Raw genomic sequence first — 24,467 nt, 5'->3', positions numbered from 1 at the left:
GAACCCCCTATACCGCGCGGATGCAACCGATCATTCGCACGCTGCCGAAGGCCGGCGTCCTGGCGCTGGCCGCCCTGAGTGTCACCGCCTGCGGCGGCGGACAGAACCGTCCTGCCGACACCGCCTATGTCGCGCGCGATGTCGAGACGCTCTACGCCGAGGCCAAGAACCGCCTCGATCGCGGCAATTACGTCCTCGCGGCCGGGCTGTTCGACGAGGTGGAGCGGCAGCATCCCTACAGCCCGTGGGCGCGCCGGGCGCAGCTGATGAGCGCGTTCAGCTATTACGCCGCCGCCGACTACGCCAAGGCCATCCAGTCGGCGCAGCGCTTCCTGACCATCCATCCCGGCAACAAGGATGCGCCCTACGCCTATTACCTCATCGCGCTGAGCTACTACGAGCAGATCAGCGACGTGCAGCGGGATCAGAAGAACACCGAACTCGCCCGCACGGCGCTCAACGAAGTCGTGCGCCGCTTTCCCACGTCCGAATACGCGGCCGACGCGCGGCTCAAGCTTGATCTCGTCGCCGACCATCTGGCCGGAAAGGAGATGGAAATCGGCCGCGGATACCAGCGTTCGGGCCGCTGGCTTGCCGCCAACATCCGCTTCCGCAACGTGGTGGAGCAGTATCAGACGACCAGCCACGCACCGGAGGCGCTGTTCCGACTGACGGAAAGCAGTCTGGCGCTGGGTCTGCCGGAAGAGGCGGTGAAGTTCGCGGCCGTGCTCGGCGCGAACTATCCCGGTTCGGACTGGTACCGCAAGGCGCACCGGCTGGTGCAGAACCACGCGCCCGGCGTCACGGCGAGCTGAATATCACCCGGCGCGGCGCTTCACCGGGTGACGCCGACGGGTGAATGGGATAGGCAGCGGCAGCGATGCTGACCCGCCTCTCCATCCGCAACGTCGTGTTGATCGAAGCGCTTGAGCTGGAGTTTGGCCCGGGCCTTGGTGTGCTGACCGGCGAAACCGGGGCCGGCAAGTCCATTCTTCTCGATGCCCTCGGGCTGGTGCTCGGCAACCGCGCCGAGACGGGGCTGGTGCGCGCCGGAGCCGAACGGGCGGTGGTGAGCGCGACCTTTCAGTTCGCGGCTCCGCCGCCCGCGCTGCACGCGCTCCTGGAAGACGCGGCCATCGAGGTCGAGCCGGGGGAGCCGCTGCTCCTGCGCCGGCAGCTCAAAGCGGATGGCGGCAGCAAGGCCTTCGTCAACGACCAGCCTGCCAGTGTCGCCCTGCTGCGGACGCTCGCGCCGCTGCTGGTCGAACTGCACGGTCAGCATGATGATCGCGGGTTGGTCAATCCGCGCGGCCACATGCACCTGCTCGACCGCTACGGCGGGCATGACACGGGCGAAGTGGCGCGTGCCTATCGCGAGTGGCAGTCCGCCGAAGCGAGCCTCACGCGCGTCAGGGAAGAGGCGGAACAGGCCGCAGCGGATCAGGATCTGCTGCTGGCGCATCTTGCCGAACTCGCGGAGCTTCAGCCGGTGGCCGGCGAAGAGGCGCGGCTGGCGGAGACCCGCGCCGCCATGCAGAAAGGGGAACGGCTGGCCGGAGAGCTGGAGGAGCTGCGCCGGCTGTGGGACGGTTCCGACTCGCCCTTGGCGGCGCTGCGCGTGGCGGGGCGGCGGCTCGACCGGCTGGCCGGAGAGCACAGGCTGCTCGCCGAGGCGCTGGAGGCGCTCGACCGCGCCATCATCGACGCCGGCGAAGCCGAGGACAAGCTGCGCGCCGCCGGCGAAGCGCTGCTGTTCGATCCGAAAGCGTTGGAGGATGCCGAAGCCCGCTTGTTCGCCCTGCGCGCGCTTGCCCGCAAGCACCGCTGCGAAGTGGATGCCCTGCCTGAGCGGATGCGGTCGCTGCGTGCCCAGCTCGACGCCATCGAGAGCAGCGAAGCGCGCCTCGACGCGCTCGCCATCGAGGCGGCGGGCGCGCGCCGGCGGTTCGAGACGCTCGCCGGCCATTTGCACGAGCAGCGCCTCGCCGCCGCCCGCCGGCTGGACGCGGCCGTGGCGGCGGAGCTGGTTCCCCTGCGGCTCGACGCCGCGCGCTTCGAGACCAGCGTCGCGCGGCAGCCGCCTGAGCGGTGGGGTCCGGCGGGAATGGACCAGGTGGAGTTCCTGATCTCGACCAATCCCGGGGCGCCGTTCGGCCCGCTGGCCCGGATCGCCAGCGGCGGCGAGCTGTCGCGCTTCATCCTGGCACTGAAGGTGGCGCTGGCGGAGGAGGGGGGCGCGGCCACGGTGATCTTCGACGAGATCGACCGGGGTGTCGGCGGCGCCGTCGCCAGCGCGATCGGCGAACGTCTGGCCCGTCTGGCCAGAGGCCGGGAAGAGGCAGGGCAGCTGCTGGCCGTCACGCACAGTCCGCAGGTCGCGGCGCGCGGCAGTCACCATTACCTCATCGCCAAGTCGAGCGAGGGCACGATCACGCGCACGTCGGTGACGCGGCTCGACGAGGTGCAGCGGCAGCGCGAGATCGCCCGGATGCTGTCGGGCGCGACCATCACCGAGGCCGCCATCGCGCAGGCGCGCGAGCTGCTGACCGATGGCTGACCACGGCGGCAGAAGCGCTCCGGCGCCGGACGACGGCGATCCTGCAGCTGAGATGGCGGCGCTCGCCTCGGCCATCGCCCGCCACAACCGGCTCTACCATCTGGAGGACGCGCCGGAAATCAGCGATGAGGCCTTTGATGCGCTGGTGCGGCGTCTCGCCGAGCTGGAAGCGCGCCATCCCGAGCTGGCCAGCCCGCACTCGCCGCTGCGCGCGGTCGGCCATGACGCAGCTGCGTCGCCGCTGGCGAAGGTGCCGCACGAGGTCCCCATGCTCAGCCTCGACAACGCGTTCAGCGACGAGGAGGTGGCGGACTTCGTCGCCCGGGTGCGGCGCTACCTGTCGCTGGACGGGACGGAGCCGCTGGCCTTCACGGCCGAAGACAAGATCGACGGACTGTCATGCGCCCTGCGCTACGAGCACGGCCGGTTGGTGCGCGCCGCGACGCGGGGCGACGGGCTGGTGGGCGAGGACGTGACCGCCAACGTCGCCACCATCGCCGACATTCCGCAAGAGCTTGAGCGCGCGTCCGGTCCGCTGCCGGAGGTGTTCGAGGTGCGCGGCGAAGTGTACATGGAAACAGCGGCCTTCACCGCTCTCAACGAGGCGCAGGCCGCAAAGGGCGGCAAGCTCTTCGCCAATCCGCGCAATGCCGCGGCCGGATCGCTGCGGCAGAAAGATGCCGGGGTGACGGCCACCCGGCCGCTGCGCTTCCTCGCGCATGGCTGGGGTGCTGCCTCGGTGGTGCCACGCGACAGCCAGTATGATATGATGCTGCTGCTTCGGGAGTGGCAGTTCCGCGTGTCGCCGCATCTTGCCCGGTGCGGCACGCTGGCGGACATGCTGGCGGCCTATGCCCGCATCGCGGCCGATCGCGCGCGGATGCTGTATCAGATCGACGGCGTCGTCTTCAAGGTGGACTCGCTTGCGCTGCAGCAGCGGCTCGGCTTCGTGGCCCGGGCGCCGCGCTGGGCACTGGCGCGCAAGTTTCCGGCGGAGCGGGCGGAGACGGTGCTGGAGGCGATCGACATCCAGGTCGGACGCACCGGCAAGCTGACGCCCGTCGGACGGCTGGCTCCGGTGCTGGTTGGAGGGGTGACCGTCACCAACGTGACGCTGCACAATTGCGACGAGATCGAGCGCCTCCACCTCAGGCCCGGAGATCGGGTGCTGATCCAGCGCGCGGGCGATGTCATTCCGCAGGTGGTGGACAATCTGGACCGCGGGATCGAGCGGCCGCCGTTCGTCTTTCCGGACAGGTGTCCCGCCTGCGGGAGCGAGGCGACAGCCGCTCCCGGTGAGGTCGACATCCGCTGCACCGGCGGGCTGATCTGTCCGGCACAGCGCAAGGAACGCCTGCGCCATTTCGTCTCGCGCCCGGCGCTGGACATCGAGGGGCTGGGCGAGCGGACGATCGCCCAGTTCTTCGAGCGGGACTGGATCCACAGTCCGGCCGACATCTTCCGTCTGCACGAGAAGCGCGACGCGCTGCTGGCGCTGGAAGGCTGGCAGGAGCGGTCGGTCGACAAGCTGCTCGCCGCGATCGAGGCCAAGCGGGCGCCGGATGCGGCCCGCCTGCTGTTCGGCCTCGGCATCCGGCATGTCGGCGCCGTGACGGCGCGCGACCTGTTGCGACGCTTCGGAGACCTCCAGACCTTGCGTCAGGTCGCCGAGCGGGCGCACGCGGGCGATGCGGAGGCGGCAGAGACGCTGCGCGCGATCGACGGGGTGGGCGATGTCGTCATCGGCGCGCTGGGCACGTTCTTCCACGAACCGCACAATGTCGAAGTCTGGGACGCCTTGCTGGCCGAGGTGACGCCGCCGGCCTATGTTGTGGAAACGCTCGCCAGTCCGGTCGCCGGTCAGACGGTGGTGTTCACCGGCAAGCTCGAGACGCTGAGCCGCGAGGAAGCCAAGGCGCAGGCGGAACGGCTTGGCGCAAGGGTCGCCGGCTCCGTCAGCGCCCGGACCGATCTGGTGGTGGCCGGACCCGGCGCCGGGAGCAAGCTGAAGAAGGCGGCCGAACTCGGCATCAGGGTCATCGACGAGGCGCAGTGGGCACAGCTCGCCCGGAGCGCGGGCTGACCCCGACGGACGGTTCGGCTCGCGGCACCCATTTCATCACGCCCCCCGCCAGCGGTGTCCACCATCCCGTACGCACGCCAGCGTCAGCGAGACGGTTGCCGATCCACGTGTTGCAGGTGTTGAAGATGGTGTAGCGGCCGAGACTCGCGTGATGCACCGCGCGGGTGTCGAAGCCGGGAAGGACGGGGCGTGTTTCTCCCGCAGGCAGCGGCGGAAGCTGCGCCATGATGCTGGCCGCCAGGGCGCGGTATTCGGCCGGCCGGAGGCGCAGGATGCGGTAATCATCGTCCGGCTGCGGATGGGCGTAGGCGTTGATGCGAATGACGGGCTGTCCGCCTGCGACAAGGATCCGCAAGGCGGTGCCGGGGCGCAGATCGCTCCACTCCGGCACGGTGAGCAGGACCTCGCGCTCGCCCCAGTCGATTGCGACATGGGTGGGCAAGTTTCCTGCGGGCGTCGGCCGTGCGGTCGAGGGAAACACCGCGCGCCAGTCGACCCCCTCGGCGGCGATCGGCATGATCACGACCGTGTGCAGTCCGTTGGTGCCGACAAGCAGATCGACACCGGCATCAGGCTCAACCCAGTCGCGGTTCCGGGGCAGGGACGATCCGGCCCAGGCGGCGAGGAAGTAGGCGGCGGCGACAAGGACAAGCGCGGCGGCGGCGCGCGTCACCGCCCGCCACACCCCGCGGCGGGTCAGGATCGCGTGCGTTCCAGCCAAAGGATCGACCAGTCGCCGTTCATGAGCCTCTCGCGCAAGGTCATCCCGGCGTCGGCGTAGGGCTGCAGCACCTCGTCCTGCTGCCGGGTGAGGAGACCCGCAAGGATGAGGTGGCCTGCCGGAGCCAAGGCTCTGGTCAGCTGCCCGGCTATCTCGATCAGCGGGCCGGCGAGGATGTTCGCGATCACGAGGTCGAACGCGCCGTCCCGCCGCAGGTCGGGATGGTCAAGGCCGGCTGCGGTGACGATCGCCACCTCGCCCGCGCCCGTGCCGAGCGCCACGCCGTTGCGTGCCGCATTGTCGCGCACGACGCCTGCGCACACCGGATCGACGTCGCTGGCGAAGATGGTGGCGCCGGGCCACAGCCGCGCGGCAGCAAAGGCGAGCACGCCCGTGCCGGTGCCGACATCGACGATCCGGCCCGGACGTTCGCCGCACCGCTCCAGCCGGTCGAGCATGGCGAGGCATCCGGCGGTGGTCTCGTGCTGCCCGGTGCCGAACGCCTGGCTGGCGGGAATGACGAGGTCGATGCGCGCGCCGTCCTGCGCGGTGGGATGATCGGGGGTGCGGACATGGAACCGGCCGGCGACCACCGGCTCCATTCCCTGCTGGCTCAGGGTGATCCAGTCCTGTTCCGTCAGCCGTTCCACCCGGAATGCGTCCGGTCCGACGGGCAGCAGCGCGGCGAAGCGGGCCAGATCGTCCTCGTCCGGCGCGTCGGAGAGCCACGCTTCGAGCACCCACTCCTCGCTGTCCTCGGCGACCTCTCGGCCCGACAGCACCATGCGGCCGTCCCCGTCCAGCGCGGCGAGGGCGGCTTCGACGTCGCCACGCAGGGCCACCGCGGTGATCTTCCAGGTGTCAGCGGACATAGCTGGCCCCGTTCGCATCGAGCGTCGCGCCGGTCATCGAGGCGGGTGCTTCGAGCGCGCAGAACGCGATGATGCGGGCGATCTCCTCCGGCTCCGCTACCCGGCCGAGCGGGATGTCCTGAAGGATGCCCTCGCCGCCGCGGCTGGCGAGGTAGTCGCCGGCCATGGCGGTGTCGACGAAGCCGGGGGCGACGGCGAAGCTGAGGATGCCGTGGCGGGCATAGCCGCGCGCGATGGTCTTGTGCAGCGCGAGCATCCCGCCCTTGGCCGCCGCGTAATGCCAGTGGTCGGGCGAGTCGCCGCGGTGCCCGGCGCGGCTCGCGACGAACACCAGCCGTCCTCCGGCGCCCTGACCAAGCCAGTGGGCGATGGCCAGCCGCGCCAGCTGGGCCGCGGACGAGAGGTTGATGGTCATCTGCCGCTCCCACTGCGCCGCCCAGTCGGCGCCGCCGCGGTCCAGCGGATTGCTTTCGAACACGCCGGCATTGGCGATGACCACATCCACCTGACCGCCAAGCCGGTCGAGCGCCGCGTGCCACAGCGCGTCGGCCGCTCCGGGCCGCGCGAAGTCGGCGGCGAGGCAGGTGTCCCCGTTGCCGGCGGTCGACTGGCCGACGACGCGGGCGCCAGCGTCGTGCAGCAGGGAGAGGGTGGCGGCCCCGATGCCGCGACTGGCGCCTGTCAGGAGGATTTTCTGCATCGCTGCGCTTATCGCCGCGCCACATGGCACTGTCGAGCCTTGACCAGCTTGCCTCCGGCGCCATCTGCGGTAAGGCAGATCGCCCGCGACACTGGAAAGGCACCGCATGGTTCAACGTCCGCTTTCCCCGCATCTGACGATCTGGCGGTGGGGGCCGCACATGCTCGTCTCCATCCTCCACCGCATCACCGGCAACGGCATGGCGGTGGTGGGGCTGGGCGTGCTGCTGTGGTGGCTGGGCGCGCTGGCCAGCGGGCCGGCCGCCTATGACAGCTTCTCGGCGGCCATGACGAGCCCGCTTGGCTATGTCGTGCTCGTCGGGCTGACCTGGGCGTTTTTCAACCACATGGCGAGCGGCATCCGCCACTGGTTCATGGACATCGGTGCGAACTACGAACTGCGCAGCAACAAGAACTCCGCCCGCGGCGTGGTGGTGGCCGGCATCGTGCTGACCGCGCTGTTCTGGGGCGCTCTCCTTCTCCTGTAGGATTTGGCATGGACAAGCGAACGACGCTCGGGCGTTACGGCTCGAAGGGAACGGCGATCGGCCAGGTGCGCGGCCTGGGCTCGGCGCACGAGGGCGTGCACCACTGGATCCAGCAGCGGCTGACCTCCATCGGCAATCTCGTGCTGGTGGGCTTCCTGCTGATCAGCCTCGTGCTGCTTCCTGATTTCAGCCACGCGACCGTGAGCGGCTGGCTCGGCTCGCCCGTGCCGGCGACGGCGATGGCGCTGCTGGTGATCAGCACGTTCTGGCATGCGCGGCTCGGCATGCAGGTGATGATCGAAGACTATGTCGATGCGCCCGGCAACAAGTTCGCGGCGCTGGCCATCCTCAACCTCGCCGCCGTGGCCGGGGCGGCGTTCGGACTGTTCTGTATCGCGCGGCTCGCGCTTGGAGGAGCTTCCTGATGTCCAATCCTGCGCCCAACACGCCGGACACCACGGCGCCCAAGAGCGCCGGCGGGCCGGGCGCGGCGTATCCGATCACCGACCACACCTACGACGTGGTCGTCGTCGGGGCGGGCGGCTCCGGGCTTCGCGCCACCATGGGGGCGGCCGAAGGCGGCCTGCGCACCGCCTGCATCACCAAGGTCTTTCCGACCCGCAGCCACACCGTCGCCGCCCAGGGCGGGATTGCGGCGTCGCTCGGCAACAACTCTCCCGACCACTGGTCGTGGCACATGTACGACACGGTCAAGGGATCCGACTGGCTCGGCGACCAGGACGCCATCGAGTACATGGTGCGCGAGGCGCCGCACGCCGTGTACGAGCTGGAACACGCCGGGGTGCCGTTCAGCCGCAATCCCGACGGCACCATCTACCAGCGCCCGTTCGGCGGACACATGCAGAACATGGGCGAAGGCCCGCCGGTGCAGCGGACGGCGGCGGCGGCCGACCGGACAGGCCATGCGATGCTGCACGCGCTTTATCAGCAGAGCCTCAAATACGACGCCGACTTCTTCATCGAATACTTCGCCATCGACCTCATCATGGAGAACGGGGCCTGCCGCGGGGTCATCGCCCTGTGCCTCGACGACGGGTCCATCCACCGCTTCCGCGCCCACGCGGTCGTGCTGGCGACAGGCGGGTATGGCCGCTGCTACTTCACCGCGACGAGCGCCCACACCTGCACCGGCGACGGCAACGCCATGGTGCTGCGCGCGGGGCTGCCGCTGCAGGACATGGAGTTCGTGCAGTTCCATCCCACCGGCATCTACGGCGCCGGCGTGCTCATCACCGAGGGGGCGCGGGGCGAAGGTGGCTACCTCACCAATTCCGAGGGGGAGCGGTTCATGGAGCGTTACGCCCCGTCCGCGAAGGATCTGGCGAGCCGCGACGTCGTGTCCCGCTCCATGGCGCTGGAGATGCGCGAGGGTCGGGGCGTCGGACCGGAGAAGGACCACATCCACCTTCACCTCGATCACATCGATCCGCGGGTGCTGGCGGAACGGCTTCCCGGCATCACCGAATCCGGCAAGATCTTCGCCGGCGTCGACCTGACCCGTGAGCCGCTGCCGGTGACGCCGACGGTGCACTACAACATGGGCGGCATCCCCTGCAATTATCACGGCGAGGTGGTGACGCTGAAGGACGGCAACCCGGACCACGTGGTGCCGGGCCTGTTCGCGGTCGGGGAGGCGGCCTGCGTGTCGGTCCACGGCGCCAACCGGCTGGGCTCCAACTCGCTGATCGATCTGGTGGTGTTCGGCCGGGCGACGGGGTTCCGTCTGCGCGAGGTGATCAAGCCGGGCACCGCCCATGCCGAGCTGCCCCGGGACAGCGCGGATCTGGCGCTCACCCGCCTCGATCACTTCCGCCATGCCAAGGGCGGCTCGCCCACGGCGGGCATTCGCGCCGACATGCAGAAGGTGATGCAGCGGCACGCCGCGGTGTTCCGCAACAGCGAGACGCTGAGCGAGGGATTGGCGCGGATGGCGGAACAGAACGCGCGGATGCAGGACATCCACGTGTCCGACCGGTCGCTGATCTGGAACACCGATCTCGTCGAGACGCTCGAGCTCGACAACATGATGGCGCAGGCCAGCGTCACCATGGCGTCGGCCGAGAACCGCAAGGAAAGCCGCGGCGCCCACGCCCACGAGGACTACCCGGAACGCGACGACGCGAACTGGATGAAGCACACCCTGGCGTGGTTCGACGGCTGGGGCGGAGGAGCGAAGGGCGCCGGCAAGGGCGATGTCCGCATCGACTACCGGCCGGTGCACGAATACACGCTGACCGACGACATCGCCTACATCAAGCCGAAGAAGCGCGTGTACTGAGGCCGAGGGGGCGCACGGGCGAGGCGCGGCGCCTCGCCCGCGCTCCTAGCCGAGCGCGGTGATCCGGTCGCACTGCCGGTCATCGCCGCCAAGGCCCAGCCGCAGTGCCTGCATCCGCTGCTGGCTGGTGCCGTGAGTGAAGGTTTCGGGATTGACGCGGCGTCCGGCCTGGCGCTGGAGCGTGTCGTCGCCGATCGCGCTCGCGGCCATCAGTCCTTCCTCGATGTCGCCCGGCTCCAGCAGGTTGCGGTTGCGGCCGGCCCAGACCCCGGCATAGCAGTCCGCCTGCAGCTCCATCAGCACCTGAAGCTCGTTGGCGCGCCGGGGATAGGCCTGCTGCGCGCTGCGGATCTGCTGCGCGATGCCGGTGATGGTCTGGATGTGGTGCCCGTATTCGTGCGCGATGACATAGTAGCGGGCGAAATCCCCCGCATTGCCCGCCATGCGCGCCAGCTCGTCATAGAAGGCGGTGTCGATGTAGATCGTCTCGTCGCCGGGGCAGTAGAACGGCCCCATGCCGGTCGAGGCCGGCCCGCAGGCGGTGTTGAACTGCTGTGCCGTGGCGAAGCGCAGGGTGGGCGGGCGGAAGGCGGCGTTCTGCTGCGCGAAGATGGGCGCCCATGTGTCATTCAGCGAGGACAGGGCGTTGCAGGTCTCGGTCGCGTACGGGTTGCTGGTGCAGATCGCCTGCACGTCCTCGTTCGCCGGCGCCGACGCAACCTGCCGGCTGCCCTGCACCCCCTCGATCGTGGCGGCGGTCTGCATCGGATCCAGTCCGAAGACGAAGTAGCCGAGCGCGGCGAGGATGATCGTCCCGCATCCCAGCCCGCCGGCGCGGCCCATGCCGCCGCCGCCGCCGGTGGTGCCGACATTGATGTTGCCCGGATTGAACGGATTGAGCCGCATCGTCGCTGGTCCCCCTTGCCTCCACGGCGCTTCGCCGGCCGCGTCCTGTTCTGTGCACAAGAACCTTCGCCCGTGAACCCGGTTCCGCTGCGGCGGCCGTCCGCGTGGCCGGACTTGCCACTAGCAGGGGACGGCGCTCCGCGTTACAGGCGGCAGCCACCCTCCTCCAACCGCGCAGGCGCCAACGTGGCTTCATCCGACATTCCGCTGGGACTGACCTTCGACGACGTGCTGCTGCGCCCCGCGCACAGCGACATCCTGCCGAGCATGGCCGACACCCGCACCCGGCTGACGCGCGGCATCGAACTCAACATTCCGGTCATCTCCGCGGCGATGGACACGGTGACGGAGGCGGACATGGCCATCGCCATGGCGCAGCTTGGCGGCATCGGCGTCCTGCACCGCAACCTGTCCATCGAGGAACAGTGCGCGGCCGTCCGCGCCGTCAAGCGTTTCGAGTCGGGCATGGTCGTCAACCCGATCACCATGCGGCCCGACGGCACGCTGGGCGAGGCGCGGGCGCTGATGGCGCAGCACCGGATCAGCGGCATCCCCGTCACCGACGAGAGCGGGCGGCTGGCGGGCATCCTCACCAACCGCGACGTGCGCTTTGCCGAGCATCCCGAACAGCCGGTGCGCGAGCTGATGACGACGCAGGATCTCGCCGTGGTGCCGCTCGGCACCGGCCAGGAGGAGGCGCGCCGCCTGCTGCATCAGCGGCGGATCGAGAAACTGCTGGTTGTTGACGACGACTACCGCTGCATCGGGCTGATCACGGTGAAGGACATCGAGAAGGCCGTCACCTATCCCGACGCCACGAAGGATGCCGCGGGCAGGCTGCGCGTCGCGGCGGCGACGACCGTGGGTGACAAGGGACTGGCGCGGAGCGAAGCGCTGATCGAGGCCGAGGTCGACGTCGTGGTCATCGACACCGCGCACGGACACAACAGCGAGGTTGCCCGCGCCGTGGAAGCGGTCAAGAGCCTGTCGAATTCGGTCGAGGTCATCGCCGGCAACGTTGCCACGCCGGAAGCGACCCGCGCGCTGATCGATGCGGGGGCGGACGCGGTGAAGGTCGGGATCGGGCCTGGCTCCATCTGCACGACGCGGGTGGTGGCCGGCGTCGGCGTGCCGCAGTTCACCGCGATCCTCGAATGCGCCGCCGCGGCCGCCGAAGCGGGCGTGCCGGTCATCGGCGACGGCGGCCTGCGGACCAGCGGCGACGCGGCGAAGGCGCTGGCCGCCGGCGCGTCGGCGGTGATGGTCGGCTCCATGCTGGCCGGCACGGCCGAAGCGCCCGGCGAAACATTCCTCTATCAGGGGCGGCGCTACAAGAGCTACCGCGGGATGGGCTCGGTCGGCGCCATGGCGCGGGGCAGCGCCGACCGCTATTTCCAGCAGGACGTGTCCCCGATGAAGCTCGTGCCCGAGGGGGTCGAGGGGCAGGTACCGTTCAAGGGTCCGGCGGCGGACGTGGTGCATCAGCTCGTCGGCGGCATCAAGGCGGCCATGGGCTATCTGGGTGCGGACACCGTGCGCGCCTTGCAGGAACGCGCGCAGTTCGTGCGCATCACCAATGCAGGATTGTCCGAGAGCCATGTGCACGATGTGGCGATCACCCGCGAGGCGCCGAACTATCCCTCGCGCTGAACCATGACGCCCGCGGCGCGTGTCCAGGCCGCCATCGATCTGCTCGACCGGATCGTCGACGCCGCATCGACGCGCGGCGCCCCGGCCGACCGGCTGATCGCCGGCTACTTCCGCGAGCGGCGCTACGCCGGCGGCGGGGACCGGCGCGCCGTGCGCGAGCTCGTGTTCGCCGCCATCCGCGCCTGCGGTCCACGGCCGGAAAGCGGGCGGGCCGCGATGCTTCGCTTGGCGCAACTGCGCCCCGATTTGCTCGCCCTGTTCGACGGGTCTCCGCACGCGCCTGCCCCGCGGATGCCGGACGAGCCGGTCGCCGCCGGTGGAACTGCGCCGCCCTGGCTGGTCGAACGGCTGGCGCGATCCGGGGTGGGGGAGGCGGAGCAGGAGGCCCTGCTCGGCCGTGCGCCGCTCGACCTCCGGGTGAACACGCTGAAGTCGGACCGCGACGCGCTGCTGCCGCTTCTGCCGGTGCCGGTCGAGCTGCTGCCTCTGCCCCAGGCGCTGCGGGTGGAGAGCGGGATCAACGTGACGCAATGGGCCGCCTACCGCGACGGGCTGATCGAGGTGCAGGATCTTGGCAGCCAGATTGCCTGTCTCGCGGCCGCCGCGCGGCCCGGCATGACCGTGATCGACCTGTGCGCGGGCGCCGGAGGCAAGACGCTGGCGCTCGCCGCGGCGATGGAGAACACGGGATCGCTTGTCGCCAGCGACACGGACCGGCGCCGTCTGGGCGAGCTGCGCGCGCGGGCGGAACGGGCGGGGGTGAGCTGCGTCGCGCCGGTGCTGCTCGACCCCGGCCGCGAGGACGAGGCGCTCGCGCCCTGGCGCGGCCGCGCCGATCTGGTGCTGGTCGATGCACCGTGCTCGGGCACCGGAACGTGGCGCCGCAATCCCGAACTGCGTTGGCGGCTCACCCCGGCGGAGCTGTCGCGGCTGGCGGCCTTGCAGACGCGGCTGATCGGGCTTGGCGCCGAGTTGCTGCGGCCGGGCGGGCGGCTCGTGTTCGTCACTTGCTCGCTGTTCGACGAGGAGGGCGCGGATCAGGCGGCGAAAGCCGCCGATCGCCTTCCGCTGCACCCGGCCGCTCTTGCGCTGCCCTTTGGCCACGCCCGTGGACGCGGGGTGCGACTGTCGCCTCTGCGCGACGGCACCGACGGATTTTTCATCGCTGGTTTCGAAAAGCCGTGATAGCCTGAGAGTGATGTCGGTCCGGAACCACGTTGTCCGCTCTTCCGTTTGGGAACAGATCATGCGTTTTGCCCCTGCCGCCGCGGCTCTCTCCCTCGTTCTGGCCATGACCGGCAGCGTTCTGGTGGCGCAGCAGCCGGTCCCGCATCCGGCGGCGTCCGCGCTCATCGATACGGGCCGCGCCGCGCTTGCGGCCGGACAGACGCAGGAGGCCATCGACGCGTTCGAAGCGGCGCTGGTGATCGATCCGGCCTACACGCCCCTGTTCGTCGAAATGGCCGCCGCGGCCCGTCAGGCGGGCATGACCGGCAAGGCCGTCGGCCTCTACCGGCAGGCGCTGGCGCGCGATCCGGCCAATCTCGATGCGATCGCGGGGGAGGGTGCGGCGTTCGCGGAGCAGGGCGCGGTGGAACGCGCGCGGGGCAACCTGTCACGCCTGCGCTCGCTGTGCGGCAACGACTGCCCGCAGGTCGGCAGCCTGCAGGGGGCGATCGAACGCGGCCCCGTGCGTCCTGCCCTCGCGGCCGAGACCAAGGCCAACGGGATCGTGCCCAACTGAGACGCCCGGGTGCGGAGCAGCCTGGCTAGGCGCCGTTCCGCATGGCGTCGATCCGCGCTCCGAACTGGTCCACCAGCCGGGTGTAGACCGGCTTCTTGAACGGCACGATCAGCTCGGGAAGCAGCGCCGGCTCGACCCACTTCCAGTCGCAGAACTCCGGCGGTTCGTGAGCGTTGAGATCGATGTCCGCGTCGCTGCCGCCGAAGCGCGCGAGGAACCACCATTGCTCCTGCCCGCGAAAGCGCCCGCCCCACAGCCGCCCCATCAGCTCGGCCGGCAGGTCATAGCGCAGCGGCTCCGCGGCCCGGTCGATGATCTCGACCAGCCGCGCCGCGACGCCCGTCTCCTCCGCCAGCTCGCGCAGCGCCGCGCGGCGAAGATCCTCGCCCGCGTCAACGCCTCCCTGCGGCATCTGCCACCAGTCGCCTTCCTTGTTGTCGATGCGGCGGCCGACGAACACGTGACCGTGCGCGTTGACCAGCATGACCCCGACACAGGGGCGGTAGCCAAGCGTCTCCATGCCGGTCATCGCTTGTGACGCCCGGCCATCAGCTTCATCGCCGCGATCAGCGCGTCGAGATCGTCCTGCGCGCTGGGCAGGGCCTTGCGCAGGGTGGCGAAGCCGTGGATGGTCCCGGCGAATTCGAGATACACGACGTCCGTCCCCTGCTGGATCAGATGCGCGGCGTAGTTGCGGCCCGAATCCCGCAGCGGGTCGAGACCTGCCGTGCACAGCACCGTGGGCGGCGTGTTCGCACAGTCGGCGATCATCGGGGTGTGCCGTGCGTCCTCAGGGTCGCCGGCATACTGCTCCGTGAACCAGGCCATCGCCTTGCGGGTAAGGAGAAACCCTTCGGCGAAGTCGTGGAAGCTGCGGTGCCGGGTCACGTCGTCCGCGACCGGATAGATCGGCACCTGGAACAGCACCGGCACCTCGGCCGGGCGGGCGCACAGCTGGTTGGTGGTGACGATGGTGAGGTTGCCCCCCGCGCTGTCGCCCATCGGGATGAGGCCGGTGCAGGGCCGCTCAAGCGGCGCCGGGTTCGACGCGACCCACCGCGCGGCCGCCTCGCAGTCGTCGGGCGCCGCGGGGAAGGGCGCTTCGGGCGCCAGGCGGTAATCCACCGACACCAGCGGCAGGTCCATCTGCCAGGCGATCTCCGTGCACAGGCTGTGGTAGATGTCGAGGTCGCCGATGACGAACCCGCCGCCATGGAAGAACAGGATCACCGGTCCCGCGTCGCGGCTGTCGCGCCTGTCGTAGAGCCGCAGCGGAATGTCGCCCGCCGGACCGGGGCAGGTCAGGTCGCGCACCACCGCCAGCTCCTTGGGATCGGCCTCGGCCATCTGGCCCAGAACCGCCATCCCCTGCCGCCCTTCGGCGACCGGCAGCTCCTCCACGCCGGGGCGGCCAAGCTGCTCCAGCATCGCCAGAAACCCGCGCACGTCGTCGCGGACATAGTGTTCGGTGTCGGCCATCGTCTGCCCTCTCCTCCCGGTTCGCCGGCACAGGTGGTAAGGGCATGTCCGGCCGGTGACAATCGCCTGCGCGGAGGCGGACCAAGAAGGGCATTGCCGAGCCGCGGGGCAGGGCATAGGTGCGCTGCGAAGCCGTGGCGCTGCGCCCGGCGACAGGTTACAAGGATGGTCATGGCCACTCACGCCGCACCCACTCACCAGCCTGAGGTCGAACCCGCCGCGCCCGACATGGTGCCGGATGCCGTCGTGGTGCGGTTCGCCGGCGACAGCGGCGACGGCATGCAGCTGACCGGCGGCCAGTTCACCCTGTCGACCGCGCTGGCCGGGAACGACCTGGCCACGTTTCCCGACTTCCCGGCAGAGATCCGCGCGCCGCAGGGCACGCTGTTCGGTGTCTCCGCGTTCCAGATCAATTTCGGCAGCCGCCAGATCAACACGGCCGGGGATGCTCCCGACGTGCTGGTGGCGATGAACCCGGCGGCGTTGAAGGTGAACCTTCCGGCACTGAAGCCCGGCGGTCTCGTCATCATCGACACCGGCGAGTTCACCCGCCGCAATCTCGACAAGGCGAAATACGCCGCCAACCCGCTCGAGGACGGGTCGCTCGCCGCGTTCGACGTGCTGGCGTTCGACATCTCGGCGCAAACGGTCGAGGCGGTGAAGCCCTTCGGCCTTGGCAACAAGGACGCGCTGCGCTGCAAGAACATGTGGACGCTGGGCCTGGCGCTGTGGATGTTCGATCGCCCGCGCGAACCGCTGCAGGAATGGCTGCGGGAGAAGTTCCGCACCAAGCCCGACATCGCGGCGGCCAACATCGCCGCGCTCGATGCCGGTCACGCCTATGGCGAAACGGCCGAACTGTCCGGCCCGCTGCGTCAGCTTCATCTGCCGCCGGTGCCGGCCGAGCCGGGGCTGTACCGCACCGTGACCGGGGCAGAGGCGGTGTCGCTGGGCCTGGTGGCGGGCGCGCAGCTTGCCGGCCTGCCGATGTTCTTTGGCGGCTATCCAATCACGCCGGCCAGCGCGATCCTGCACCACCTTGCCCGGCTGAAGGAATTCGGCGTCACCACCTTCCAGGCGGAGGACGAGATCGCCGCCATCTGCGCCGCGCTGGGCGCGAGCTACGCCGGGTCTCTGGGCGTCACCTCGTCGAGCGGACCGGGCATCGCCCTCAAGGGCGAGGCGATGGGGCTGGCGATCATGACGGAACTGCCGCTGGTGATCGTCAACAGCCAGCGCGGCGGGCCGTCGACGGGTCTGCCGACCAAGACCGAACAGAGCGACCTCTACCAGGCTGTCTACGGCCGCAACGGCGATGCCGCCATGCCCGTGATCGCCGCCCGCAGTCCGTCCGACGCCTTTGCCTGCGCCATCGAGGCGTGCCGCATCGCGGTTGAGTACATGACGCCGGTCATGCTGCTGACCGACGGCTACATCGCCAACGCCGCCGAGCCGTGGCGCGTGCCCGACCCGTCGGCGTTCACTCCGTTCCCCGCGCGGCATCTGCGGGAGAAGAACGGCCGGGACGCGCAAGGTGCCGCAACGCTGCTCCCCTACCAGCGCGACGACAAGGGCGCGCGGCCGTGGATCAAACCGGGCACGCCGGGGCTCATGCACCGCATCGGCGGCATCGAGAAGCACGAGCTGACCGGCAACATCGACTATTCGCCCGCCAACCACCAGCGGATGACCGATGCCCGCAAGGCCAAGGTGGACGGGGTGGCGGTGCCCGATCAGGAGGTCTGCCTCGGCGCGGCGGGCGGTGCGCTCGCCGTCGTCGGCTGGGGCTCGACCTACGGCCCGATCCATCAGGCGGTGCGGCGATCCCGCGCGAAGGGGCTGGACGTCAGCCACATTCACGTCCGCCACATCTGGCCGCTCCCCGCCAATCTCGGCGAGCTGCTGCGCGGCTTCGACGCGGTGCTGGTTCCGGAAATGAACACCGGCCAGTTCAAGACGGTGCTGCGCGACCGGTATCTGGTGGACGCGCAGAGCCTCACCAAGACCAGCGGCCAGCCGTTCCAGATCGCCGAGCTGGAGGCGGCCATCGCCAAGTTCTTCGACGGCATTCCCGGCAACGAAGGGGGCGAGGTGCCGCCGAACCCCCAGCAGCTGCCCTCGTTCGCGCAGGGGCATGACGACGGGACGCTGAAGGACGCGGCTGCCGCGCAGCCTGGAACACCCGCAACGCAGGACCGGCCATGAACGCACCCGCCAGGATCGAAACGACGCTCAAGGACTGGGAGACCGACCAGGAGGTCCGCTGGTGTCCGGGGTGCGGGGATTACGCGATCCTCAAGGCGGTGCAGCGCACCCTGCCGCAGCTCGGCAGCGACCCGGCCAACACCGTCTTCATCAGCGGCATCGGCTGCTCCAGCCGGTTTCCCTATTACATCGAAAGCTACGGCTTCCACACCATTCACGGCCGCGCGCCGGCGGTGGCGACGGGGGTGAAGCTCGCCAACCCGGATCTCGACGTCTGGCTCATCACGGGCGACGGGGACGGACTGTCGATCGGCGGCAACCACATGCTGCATGTCCTCAGGCGCAACGTGAACATGCAGATCCTGCTGTTCAACAACGAGATCTATGGTCTCACCAAGGGGCAGTACTCGCCCACCAGCCGCGAAGGCACGCGTTCGCCGTCCTCGCCCATCGGCTCGGTCGATCACCCTGCCAATCCCTGCGCCTTCGCGCTGGGGGCGGGGGCGCGTTTCGTCGCCCGCGGGTTCGACGTCAGCAGGCATCTGCCCGACGTGCTGATGGCGGCCCACGCGCATCAGGGCGCGGCGTTCGTGGAAATCTTCCAGAACTGCGTCGTCTACAACAAGGACGTGTTCAACGACTTTGCCCAGCCCAAGGGCGCGGAAGACCGGCAGTTGTGGCTGACCGATGGGGAACCAATGCTGTTTGCCGGCGGCACGCGCGGGCTGGCGCTGGACACCGACACGCTGTCGCTGCGCGTTGTCGAGGTGAGCGGCGGCGACTGGCAGGCGGCGGGCGTCCTGGTCCACATCCCCCGCAACCGGATGCTGGCGCACCTGCTGGTGGAGATGCCGTTCGGGCCGTTTCCGATGGCGCTCGGCGTGATCTACGACGATCCGCGGCCCACCTTCGAGAGCGCCGTCGTGGCGGAGCGGACGAAGGCCAGCGAAGGCAAGACCGCGGATCTGGCCCGCCTGCTCGCCAAGGGGCAGACATGGACCGTGCCGGGCAGCGCGGCGGACCCCGTCGGGTCGAGCGTCGCCGGGCAGGGCGGACCGGACCTGTAGGCGGATCGTCACTCCCGCGCGGGCTGGAGCCACGGGGCAGGGGGATGCGTTGTCCTACGCGCGCGGGCTGCCCTATGCCGACCTCATGAACAGCGCCCAACCTGGACTGTCTCACCGCCTGACCCGTTTCCGTCCGCGGGTTGAGATCAATCGCTCTGGACCGTGTCACATGCGGTCCAGGTGTTCCTCACCAGCGGCGAACCGAGCGGCCCCGTGGACAATCTGACCCACTCCCTCGTCGGCGCCCTGATCGGGCAGGCGGGCCTGAAACGCCGCACGGGGCTTGCCATGCCGGCCCTGGTCGTCGGGGCGAATATCCCCGACTTCGATGCGGCCTGCTTCTTCTGGCTGGAGGGGACGGGGCATCTCGCCTTCCGCCGGGGGATCACGCACGGGCCGGTCGCCTGGGTGCTGCTGCCGCTGATCCTGGCCGGCTTGCTCTACGCCTTCGACTGCTGGCAGGCGCGGCGGGGCAGGCAGCCGGAGGGACGGCTCCCGGTCCGTTTCGGCTGGCTGTACGGGCTCAGCCTGCTCGGCACGCTGAGCCACCCGGCGCTCGACTGGCTGAACGTCTATGGCATCCGCCTGCTCGAGCCGTTCTCCAGCCGCTGGTTCTATGGCGACACGCTGTTCATCATCGATGTGTGGTTGTGGGCGCTGCTCGGCTTCGGCACCTGGCTGTCGCTCAGGCGGGAGAAGCGGAGCGGGAACTGGCGGCAGGTGGCGCGCGCCGTGCTCGCCGTGGGTGCGCTCTATGTCGGCGCGCAGGCCGCGATCTCGTGGTTCATGGCCTCGACCCGCCCGGCGGCGTTCGCCAGCCCCGTTCCGCTGGCAAGCTGGCAGAGGGAGGTGATCGCGCGGGAGAACGAGAACCTGTGGCGCGTGAACAGCGACCTTTACGGCCGGTGCGACCTGAGCGAGGCGCTGGCGGCCGCCGCCCGCCCGAACGCGGACCTCGACGCGTTCCTGTTCTGGTCGCGCGCCCCGTTCGCCGACGCGGCGGCGGATGGGTCGGTGATCCTTCGCGACGCGCGCTTTACCGATCCCCGCGCGCGCGACCGTTTCTCGGTCAGGCTGCCGGAGGTTCGCTGCGCGCCTGCCTTGCCGTGAGGAGCACCGCCCAGGCGAGCAGCGTCCAGCCGGCACCGCCAAGCCAGCCGGCGAGCACGTCCGAGGGGTAGTGCACGCCGAGCCACACCCGGCTCCACGCAATCGCCGGAGTGAGGAGCATGGCACCCCAGACCAGCGACACCCGCCCCAAGCGGGTCGCGGCCAGCGGAACGAAGGCGAGCGCGATCGCCAGCCAGACGACCGTGCCGTTGAAGGCGTGGCCGCTCGGGAAGCCGGGGCCGCCGGCCTCCATCAAAGGCGTGACCAGATCCGGCCTGTCGCGGCCGAAGAGCAGCTTCAGCCCGGTGTTGAAGGCCCATCCGCCACCCACGGTCAGCACGACGAAGGCGGCCGCCCGCCCGCGGCGCAGGTGAAGGAGAACGGCCGCGGCGACGAGCGCGGCGGCGTTGCGCAGGGTGACGCCGCCAAGGCCGGTCAGGTCGCGCACGCCCTCTTCCAGCCAGCCGGGTCCGCGCGGCATGCCGTCCGCGGTTCGCCAGAGCACCAGCCCGGCGGCGTCGAACGCCTCCGCCCCGCCGGAAAGAACGAGCGCCACGAGCAGGGCAAAGCCGAGCCAGCAGGCGCACGCGGCCAGAAGAACCGCGCGGCGGTCGGGAAGGGTATGGCGGAGCATCGCCAAGGAACCCGAGGCAGGGCGCTTGTGTTCCATGCGCCATGACGGCACCCCAGATTGTCTGGCTGCGGCGCGATCTGCGGCTTGCCGACCAAGCCGCCTTCCACCATGCGGCCGCGCGCGGCCCGGTCCTGCCGGTGTTCGTCCTCGACGACGTGCGGCCGGGCGACCGCCGGCCGGGCGGGGCGCACCGCTGGTGGCTGCATCATTCGCTTGCGGCGCTGGCGGACGATCTGCGGGCACGCGGCGTGCCGCTGGTCCTGCGCCAGGGGGACAGCGTGGCGCAGCTGCTCGACATCTCCCGCGCGAGCGGTGCCGGCGGCATCCACGCCATCCGCCACTACGAGCCGTGGTGGCGCAAGGCGGAAGGCGACCTGAAGGACGGACTTCCGGCCGGAGTGACGCTGCACCTTCACGACGGCAACTACCTGCTGCCGCCCGGCTGCCTCAGGACGGGCGGTGGCGGGCTATACAAGGTCTATTCGCCCTTCGCGCGCGCGGCGCTGGCTGTTCTCCCGCCGGCCGAGCCGTTGCCGGCGCCGGCCCTGCAAAGCGTCGCCGATCCGCCGCGGGGAGAGCATCTCGACGATCTTACCCTGCTCCCGACCCGCCCGGACTGGGCGGGCGGGCTTCGCGCCTGCTGGAACGGCGCGGTCGGCGAGGCTGCGGCTGTTCGCGCGCTGGAACGGTTCTCGGCAAGGCTCGCCGCCTATGCCGAGGCACGCAACCAGCCCGCTGCCGACGGCAGTTCCCGGCTTTCCCCGCACCTGCACTGGGGCGAAATCAGTCCGGCCCGGGTGTGGCACGCTCTCGCCGAGCAAGGCAGCGCGGGGTGGGACAAGTTCCGCGGCGAGCTGCTGTGGCGGGACTTCACTCAGAACCTGATCGTGCAGTTTCCCCGTTACGGCGAGGCGAACATCCGCCGCGATTTCGACCGTTTTCCGTGGCGCGACCCCACTGCCGATGACGAGGCCGCGGCAGGCCTTGCCGCCTGGCAGCAGGGGCGGACGGGCTACCCGATCGTCGATGCCGGAATGCGCCAGCTGTGGACCATCGGCTGGATGCACAACCGGGTCCGCATGCTGACGGCGAGCTTTCTCGTGAAGCATCTCCTGATCGACTGGCGGCACGGCGAGCGGTGGTTCTGGGACACGCTGGTCGACGCGGATTACGCCAACAACACGCACAATTGGCAGTGGGTGGCCGGCACGGGCGTCGACGCGCAGCAGTTCACGCGGATCATGGCGCCGCTGGCCCAGTCGGAGAAGTTCGACGCCGCGCAGTACATCCGCCGCTGGGTGCCGGAACTGGCCGATCTGGACGATGCGGCGATTCACGACCCCGGTGACGCGGTGCGGCCGCGCACCTATCCGCCGCGACGGGTGGAGCACGGCGAGGCGCGGGAGCGGGCGCTGGCCGCCTACCGGCGGATGAAGGCGGACGCGTAACCCGCCGAGCCGGCTTGCCTACCGGCTGGCGCCGACGCATAGGCCGGTGCCATGGACGTGGCGACCGGCGAGCGCGGACATCTGCTGCAGGCGGCGGGCGCACGCTTCTCGCGCGCTCCGGGTTTCCTCGCCGCTCCGGCCACGCGGCTGCTGGCGCGCAGCCGGGACCGGCTCCTCAGCCGCATCGATGCGGCGCTCGGCACCGGGGCCATTCACGCCGAACTTCCCGATGGCACCCGCTGCACCCTCGGGGGAAGACGGCCGGGTTTCGAATGCCACGTCTCCTTGCGGAGCTGGCGGGCACTGACACGCCTCGCCGCCAGCGGTTCGGTGGGCTGGTACGAAGCATGGGCGGCGGGCGAGTGGTCGAGTCCCGATCCGGTGCCGCTGTTCGCCCTGTTCATGCAGCATGCCGAGGCGTTGGGCGACACGGCGCGGCCCAAGGGGCTGCTGCGCCGCGCGCTCAGGCTGGTGCACGCGCGCAACCGCAACACACCCGCCGGCGCCGGCCGCAACATTGCGGCCCATTACGATCTCGGCAACGACTTCTACGCCGCCTGGCTCGACCGCACGATGAGCTACTCGAGCGCCTATGGCCTCACGCCAGCGATGTCGCTGGAGGAGGGGCAGGAGCGCAAGGTGGCCCGGCTGGCGGAACGTCTCGGCGCGCCGGCAACGCTGCTGGAGATCGGCTGCGGCTGGGGCGCGCTCGCGGACCGCTTCGCCCGCTCGGGTGCAGCCGTGACCGCGATCAGCCTTTCGCGCGCGCAACTCGACCATGCCCGCGCGCACAGGCTGCCGTCGATCGCGTTCGACCATCGCGATTATCGCGACATCGAGGGCCAGTACGACGCGATCGTCAGCGTGGAGATGGTCGAGGCGCTCGGGCGGGAATACTGGCCGGTGTTCCTCGACCGCCTCGCCCGCGCGCTCAAGCCCGGCGGGCGCGCGGCGTTGCAGTTCATCACCCTGCGCGACGAGCTGTTCGACGCCTATGCGCGGGGTGTGGATTTCATCCAGGCCTACATCTTTCCCGGCGGCCTCCTTGTCCGTCAGAGCGAGTTCCGCGCGCTGGCCGAGACGCGGGGGTTGCAGTGGACGGACGAGGAACGGTTCGGCGCGGACTACGCCGAAACCTTGCGTCGCTGGCGGGAGCGGTTCGACAGCGCGTGTTCTGCCGGTCGGCTGCCCGAAGGGTTCGACGCGCAGTTCCGCGACCTGTGGCGCTATTACCTGATGTATTGCGAAGGCGGGTTCCGGGGCGGCGGCATTGACGTGTGCCAAGTGACGCTGATCAAGAGGAGAGAAGCATGAAACGGATGGTGTCGATCGCCCTGTCGGGTCTGCTGCTCGCCTCCTGCGCAAGCGCGCCGGCGTCCGTGGCCACGGCGCCGTCGCCTGTGCGGGCGAGCGTTCCCGGCGAGCAACGCCCGCCGGCCGAACTCCAGGTCCTTTTCTGGGATCAGGCGACTCAGCGCGACCGCTTTGCCCGGATGGAGGACTACTTCGCCGGGCTGGAAGCCGCGCCTGCACCGACGCCGCGCCATCTTTCGGCGGGCCGTCCCTTCGCGCCCGATCTGCGCCGCGCGCTCGATGAGGCGTTCGACGCCAACCATGCGGTCGGCCTGATGGTGCTTCAGGATGGCCGCGTGCGGTATGCGCGCTATGCCAACGGCTTCTCGGCAGAGCGCCGGTGGACCAGCTTCTCGGTCGCCAAGAGCTTCACCTCCGCGCTGCTTGGTGCCGCGCTCAAGGATGGCGCAATCGCCAGCCTCGATGATCCGGCCACCCGTTACCTTCCGGCGCTGCGCGGAACGGCCTATGACGGGGTGACCGTCGGCCAGATCGCCGCCATGACCTCCGGCGTGGCCTGGAACGAGAACTATGCCGATCCGGCCAGCGATGTCGCCCGCATGCTGCTGGTGGAGCCGCAGGCCGGCGAGCCGCAGTCCGTGACCTATGCCCGCTCGCTGCGGCGCGCGGAGCCGCTGGGTCAGGGGCGCTGGCGCTACAACACCCTGGAGACGAACCTGCTCGGCGACATCGTCGAGGCCGCGACCGGGCGCCGGCTGGCGGATTACGCGCGGGAGAAGATCGTCGTGCCCGCCGGCTTCGCCGGACCGCTGTTCTGGATGACCGACCTCACCGGCCGCAACATCGGCGGATGCTGCCTGTCGCTGCGTTTGGCGGACTATGCCCGCTTCGGCCAATGGGTGCTCGAAGGTGGCCGCGGGACGGTTTCGGCCGACTGGATCGCGCGCAGCACCGCGCCGGCGACCCGGTTCGAGCAGCGGCCCGGCTTCGGCTATGGTCTCCAGTGGTGGACCTATCCGGAGGGTTTCGGCGCCCAGGGCATCTTCGGGCAGGGCATCACCATCGTGCCGGAAGCCGGGCTGGTCATCGCCATGGTGAGCAATCAGCCGCAGGCGTCGGGCGGGCCGGAGCGGGCGGCGTGGCAGCGGCTGACCGCGCAGCTGGCCGCCGCGCCGCGTCGCTGATCGGCTT

The 24,467-nt window shown here is 70.2% G+C and carries 22 protein-coding genes; 15 read left to right on the top strand and 7 right to left on the bottom strand.

The window, feature by feature from the left end:
- Positions 1-20 precede the first annotated feature (20 nt).
- The 3 genes from ETO60_RS07720 (at position 21) to ligA (ending at position 4,640) form a co-directional block, all read left to right on the top strand.
- Positions 21-815 (top strand): outer membrane protein assembly factor BamD, encoded by a 795-nt coding sequence (locus ETO60_RS07720; RefSeq protein ID WP_130004322.1) that lies wholly within the window; start codon positions 21-23, stop codon positions 813-815.
- Positions 816-880: 65 nt separating this feature from the next.
- A complete protein-coding gene (gene recN / locus ETO60_RS07715; protein ID WP_130004320.1) occupies positions 881-2,557 on the top strand; it encodes a DNA repair protein RecN in 1,677 nt (558 codons plus the stop codon).
- Positions 2,550-4,640: an NAD-dependent DNA ligase LigA gene (gene ligA / locus ETO60_RS07710; protein WP_130004318.1), complete on the top strand. Its 2,091-nt coding sequence runs from the start codon at positions 2,550-2,552 to the stop codon at positions 4,638-4,640. The genes recN and ligA overlap by 8 nt, the downstream gene beginning before the upstream one ends.
- Here the strand turns inward: ligA and ETO60_RS07705 are convergent.
- The 3 genes from ETO60_RS07705 to ETO60_RS07695 are packed head-to-tail and all read right to left on the bottom strand — an operon-like array spanning position 4,594 to position 6,933.
- A complete protein-coding gene (locus ETO60_RS07705; RefSeq protein ID WP_130004316.1) occupies positions 4,594-5,361 on the bottom strand; it encodes a DUF2459 domain-containing protein in 768 nt (255 codons plus the stop codon). The genes ligA and ETO60_RS07705 overlap by 47 nt on opposite strands.
- Complete coding sequence (locus ETO60_RS07700; protein WP_130004314.1) at positions 5,337-6,233, bottom strand: 50S ribosomal protein L11 methyltransferase; 897 nt, start codon at positions 6,231-6,233, stop codon at positions 5,337-5,339. Before ETO60_RS07700 ends, ETO60_RS07705 begins: the two co-directional genes overlap by 25 nt.
- Positions 6,223-6,933: an SDR family NAD(P)-dependent oxidoreductase gene (locus ETO60_RS07695; RefSeq protein ID WP_130004312.1), complete on the bottom strand. Its 711-nt coding sequence runs from the start codon at positions 6,931-6,933 to the stop codon at positions 6,223-6,225. The genes ETO60_RS07700 and ETO60_RS07695 overlap by 11 nt, the downstream gene beginning before the upstream one ends.
- Positions 6,934-7,039: 106 nt before the next feature.
- Here ETO60_RS07695 and sdhC point away from each other — a divergent pair, with 106 nt between their 5' ends.
- The 3 genes from sdhC to sdhA are packed head-to-tail and all read left to right on the top strand — an operon-like array spanning position 7,040 to position 9,719.
- On the top strand, positions 7,040-7,420 hold the full coding sequence (gene sdhC / locus ETO60_RS07690) for a succinate dehydrogenase, cytochrome b556 subunit (protein ID WP_130004310.1): 381 nt from the start codon (positions 7,040-7,042) through the stop codon (positions 7,418-7,420).
- An 8-nt stretch (positions 7,421-7,428) separates the two neighbouring features.
- Positions 7,429-7,845 (top strand): succinate dehydrogenase, hydrophobic membrane anchor protein, encoded by a 417-nt coding sequence (sdhD, locus tag ETO60_RS07685; protein ID WP_130004308.1) that lies wholly within the window; start codon positions 7,429-7,431, stop codon positions 7,843-7,845.
- Positions 7,845-9,719, top strand: coding sequence for a succinate dehydrogenase flavoprotein subunit (sdhA, locus tag ETO60_RS07680; protein WP_130004307.1), 1,875 nt, complete (start codon positions 7,845-7,847; stop codon positions 9,717-9,719). The genes sdhD and sdhA overlap by 1 nt, the downstream gene beginning before the upstream one ends.
- Positions 9,720-9,764: 45 nt before the next feature.
- Here the strand turns inward: sdhA and ypfJ are convergent, their stop codons facing one another.
- Positions 9,765-10,625, bottom strand: coding sequence for a KPN_02809 family neutral zinc metallopeptidase (gene ypfJ, locus ETO60_RS07675; protein WP_130004306.1), 861 nt, complete (start codon positions 10,623-10,625; stop codon positions 9,765-9,767).
- A gap of 186 nt (positions 10,626-10,811) precedes the next feature.
- On the opposite strand from ypfJ, the gene guaB reads away from it, so the two are divergent.
- The 3 genes from guaB (at position 10,812) to ETO60_RS07660 (ending at position 14,019) form a co-directional block, all read left to right on the top strand.
- Positions 10,812-12,275, top strand: a complete 1,464-nt coding sequence (gene guaB / locus ETO60_RS07670; protein ID WP_130004305.1) for an IMP dehydrogenase — start codon at positions 10,812-10,814, stop codon at positions 12,273-12,275.
- A 3-nt stretch (positions 12,276-12,278) separates the two neighbouring features.
- Positions 12,279-13,460 carry an RsmB/NOP family class I SAM-dependent RNA methyltransferase gene (locus ETO60_RS07665; RefSeq protein ID WP_130004304.1) on the top strand — a complete coding sequence of 394 codons (1,182 nt, stop codon included), beginning with the start codon at positions 12,279-12,281 and terminating at the stop codon, positions 13,458-13,460.
- Between the two features lie 61 nt (positions 13,461-13,521).
- Positions 13,522-14,019, top strand: coding sequence for a tetratricopeptide repeat protein (locus ETO60_RS07660; protein WP_199798847.1), 498 nt, complete (start codon positions 13,522-13,524; stop codon positions 14,017-14,019).
- Between the two features lie 25 nt (positions 14,020-14,044).
- On the opposite strand, the gene ETO60_RS07655 is transcribed toward ETO60_RS07660, so the two are convergent.
- A complete protein-coding gene (locus tag ETO60_RS07655) occupies positions 14,045-14,548 on the bottom strand; it encodes an RNA pyrophosphohydrolase (RefSeq protein WP_165362138.1) in 504 nt (167 codons plus the stop codon).
- Positions 14,545-15,498, bottom strand: a complete 954-nt coding sequence (locus tag ETO60_RS07650) for an alpha/beta hydrolase (RefSeq protein ID WP_130004302.1) — start codon at positions 15,496-15,498, stop codon at positions 14,545-14,547. Before ETO60_RS07650 ends, ETO60_RS07655 begins: the two co-directional genes overlap by 4 nt.
- A gap of 228 nt (positions 15,499-15,726) precedes the next feature.
- On the opposite strand from ETO60_RS07650, the gene ETO60_RS07645 reads away from it, so the two are divergent.
- The 3 genes from ETO60_RS07645 to ETO60_RS07635 all read left to right on the top strand — a co-directional run bounded on the left by ETO60_RS07645 (position 15,727) and on the right by ETO60_RS07635 (position 19,880).
- Positions 15,727-17,703, top strand: coding sequence for a 2-oxoacid:acceptor oxidoreductase subunit alpha (locus ETO60_RS07645; protein ID WP_234026404.1), 1,977 nt, complete (start codon positions 15,727-15,729; stop codon positions 17,701-17,703).
- The gene (locus ETO60_RS07640; protein WP_130004300.1) at positions 17,700-18,770 is read left to right on the top strand and encodes a 2-oxoacid:ferredoxin oxidoreductase subunit beta; all 1,071 of its coding nucleotides are present in this window, start codon (positions 17,700-17,702) and stop codon (positions 18,768-18,770) included. Before ETO60_RS07645 ends, ETO60_RS07640 begins: the two co-directional genes overlap by 4 nt.
- A 162-nt stretch (positions 18,771-18,932) precedes the next feature.
- On the top strand, positions 18,933-19,880 hold the full coding sequence (locus ETO60_RS07635) for a metal-dependent hydrolase (protein WP_234026387.1): 948 nt from the start codon (positions 18,933-18,935) through the stop codon (positions 19,878-19,880).
- Here ETO60_RS07635 and ETO60_RS07630 read toward each other — a convergent pair.
- A complete protein-coding gene (locus ETO60_RS07630; RefSeq protein ID WP_234026386.1) occupies positions 19,840-20,514 on the bottom strand; it encodes a phosphatase PAP2 family protein in 675 nt (224 codons plus the stop codon). The genes ETO60_RS07635 and ETO60_RS07630 overlap by 41 nt on opposite strands.
- 41 nt (positions 20,515-20,555) lie before the next feature.
- Between ETO60_RS07630 and ETO60_RS07625 the strand changes: the two genes are divergently transcribed.
- The 3 genes from ETO60_RS07625 to ETO60_RS07615 are packed head-to-tail and all read left to right on the top strand — an operon-like array spanning position 20,556 to position 24,460.
- Positions 20,556-21,962: a cryptochrome/photolyase family protein gene (locus tag ETO60_RS07625; protein ID WP_130004296.1), complete on the top strand. Its 1,407-nt coding sequence runs from the start codon at positions 20,556-20,558 to the stop codon at positions 21,960-21,962.
- Between the two features lie 51 nt (positions 21,963-22,013).
- The gene (locus ETO60_RS07620; RefSeq protein ID WP_130004294.1) at positions 22,014-23,276 is read left to right on the top strand and encodes an SAM-dependent methyltransferase; all 1,263 of its coding nucleotides are present in this window, start codon (positions 22,014-22,016) and stop codon (positions 23,274-23,276) included.
- Positions 23,273-24,460 (top strand): serine hydrolase domain-containing protein, encoded by a 1,188-nt coding sequence (locus tag ETO60_RS07615; protein ID WP_130004292.1) that lies wholly within the window; start codon positions 23,273-23,275, stop codon positions 24,458-24,460. The genes ETO60_RS07620 and ETO60_RS07615 overlap by 4 nt, the downstream gene beginning before the upstream one ends.
- Positions 24,461-24,467: the final 7 nt, after the last annotated feature.

The sequence above is a fragment of the Qipengyuania thermophila genome, from assembly GCF_004153605.1.
Taxonomy (GTDB): Bacteria; Pseudomonadota; Alphaproteobacteria; order Sphingomonadales; family Sphingomonadaceae; genus Qipengyuania_B; species Qipengyuania_B thermophila.
Note: the sequence above shows the minus strand (reverse complement) of the source record. Positions and strands in the feature narration are given on the sequence as shown.

Coding starts and splice junctions, on each gene's coding strand:
- sdhA (WP_130004307.1), top strand. CDS start 7,845: ATGTCCAATCCTGCGCCCAACACGCCGGACACCACGGCGCCCAAGAGC.
- ETO60_RS07660 (WP_199798847.1), top strand. CDS start 13,522: ATGCGTTTTGCCCCTGCCGCCGCGGCTCTCTCCCTCGTTCTGGCCATG.
- ETO60_RS07615 (WP_130004292.1), top strand. CDS start 23,273: ATGAAACGGATGGTGTCGATCGCCCTGTCGGGTCTGCTGCTCGCCTCC.
- recN (WP_130004320.1), top strand. CDS start 881: ATGCTGACCCGCCTCTCCATCCGCAACGTCGTGTTGATCGAAGCGCTT.
- ETO60_RS07665 (WP_130004304.1), top strand. CDS start 12,279: ATGACGCCCGCGGCGCGTGTCCAGGCCGCCATCGATCTGCTCGACCGG.
- ETO60_RS07645 (WP_234026404.1), top strand. CDS start 15,727: ATGGTGCCGGATGCCGTCGTGGTGCGGTTCGCCGGCGACAGCGGCGAC.
- ypfJ (WP_130004306.1), bottom strand. CDS start 10,625: ATGCGGCTCAATCCGTTCAATCCGGGCAACATCAATGTCGGCACCACC.
- sdhC (WP_130004310.1), top strand. CDS start 7,040: ATGGTTCAACGTCCGCTTTCCCCGCATCTGACGATCTGGCGGTGGGGG.
- ETO60_RS07620 (WP_130004294.1), top strand. CDS start 22,014: ATGGACGTGGCGACCGGCGAGCGCGGACATCTGCTGCAGGCGGCGGGC.
- ETO60_RS07625 (WP_130004296.1), top strand. CDS start 20,556: ATGACGGCACCCCAGATTGTCTGGCTGCGGCGCGATCTGCGGCTTGCC.
- ETO60_RS07640 (WP_130004300.1), top strand. CDS start 17,700: ATGAACGCACCCGCCAGGATCGAAACGACGCTCAAGGACTGGGAGACC.
- ETO60_RS07700 (WP_130004314.1), bottom strand. CDS start 6,233: ATGTCCGCTGACACCTGGAAGATCACCGCGGTGGCCCTGCGTGGCGAC.
- ETO60_RS07695 (WP_130004312.1), bottom strand. CDS start 6,933: ATGCAGAAAATCCTCCTGACAGGCGCCAGTCGCGGCATCGGGGCCGCC.
- ETO60_RS07650 (WP_130004302.1), bottom strand. CDS start 15,498: ATGGCCGACACCGAACACTATGTCCGCGACGACGTGCGCGGGTTTCTG.
- ETO60_RS07720 (WP_130004322.1), top strand. CDS start 21: ATGCAACCGATCATTCGCACGCTGCCGAAGGCCGGCGTCCTGGCGCTG.
- ETO60_RS07630 (WP_234026386.1), bottom strand. CDS start 20,514: ATGCTCCGCCATACCCTTCCCGACCGCCGCGCGGTTCTTCTGGCCGCG.
- sdhD (WP_130004308.1), top strand. CDS start 7,429: ATGGACAAGCGAACGACGCTCGGGCGTTACGGCTCGAAGGGAACGGCG.
- ETO60_RS07655 (WP_165362138.1), bottom strand. CDS start 14,548: ATGACCGGCATGGAGACGCTTGGCTACCGCCCCTGTGTCGGGGTCATG.
- ligA (WP_130004318.1), top strand. CDS start 2,550: ATGGCTGACCACGGCGGCAGAAGCGCTCCGGCGCCGGACGACGGCGAT.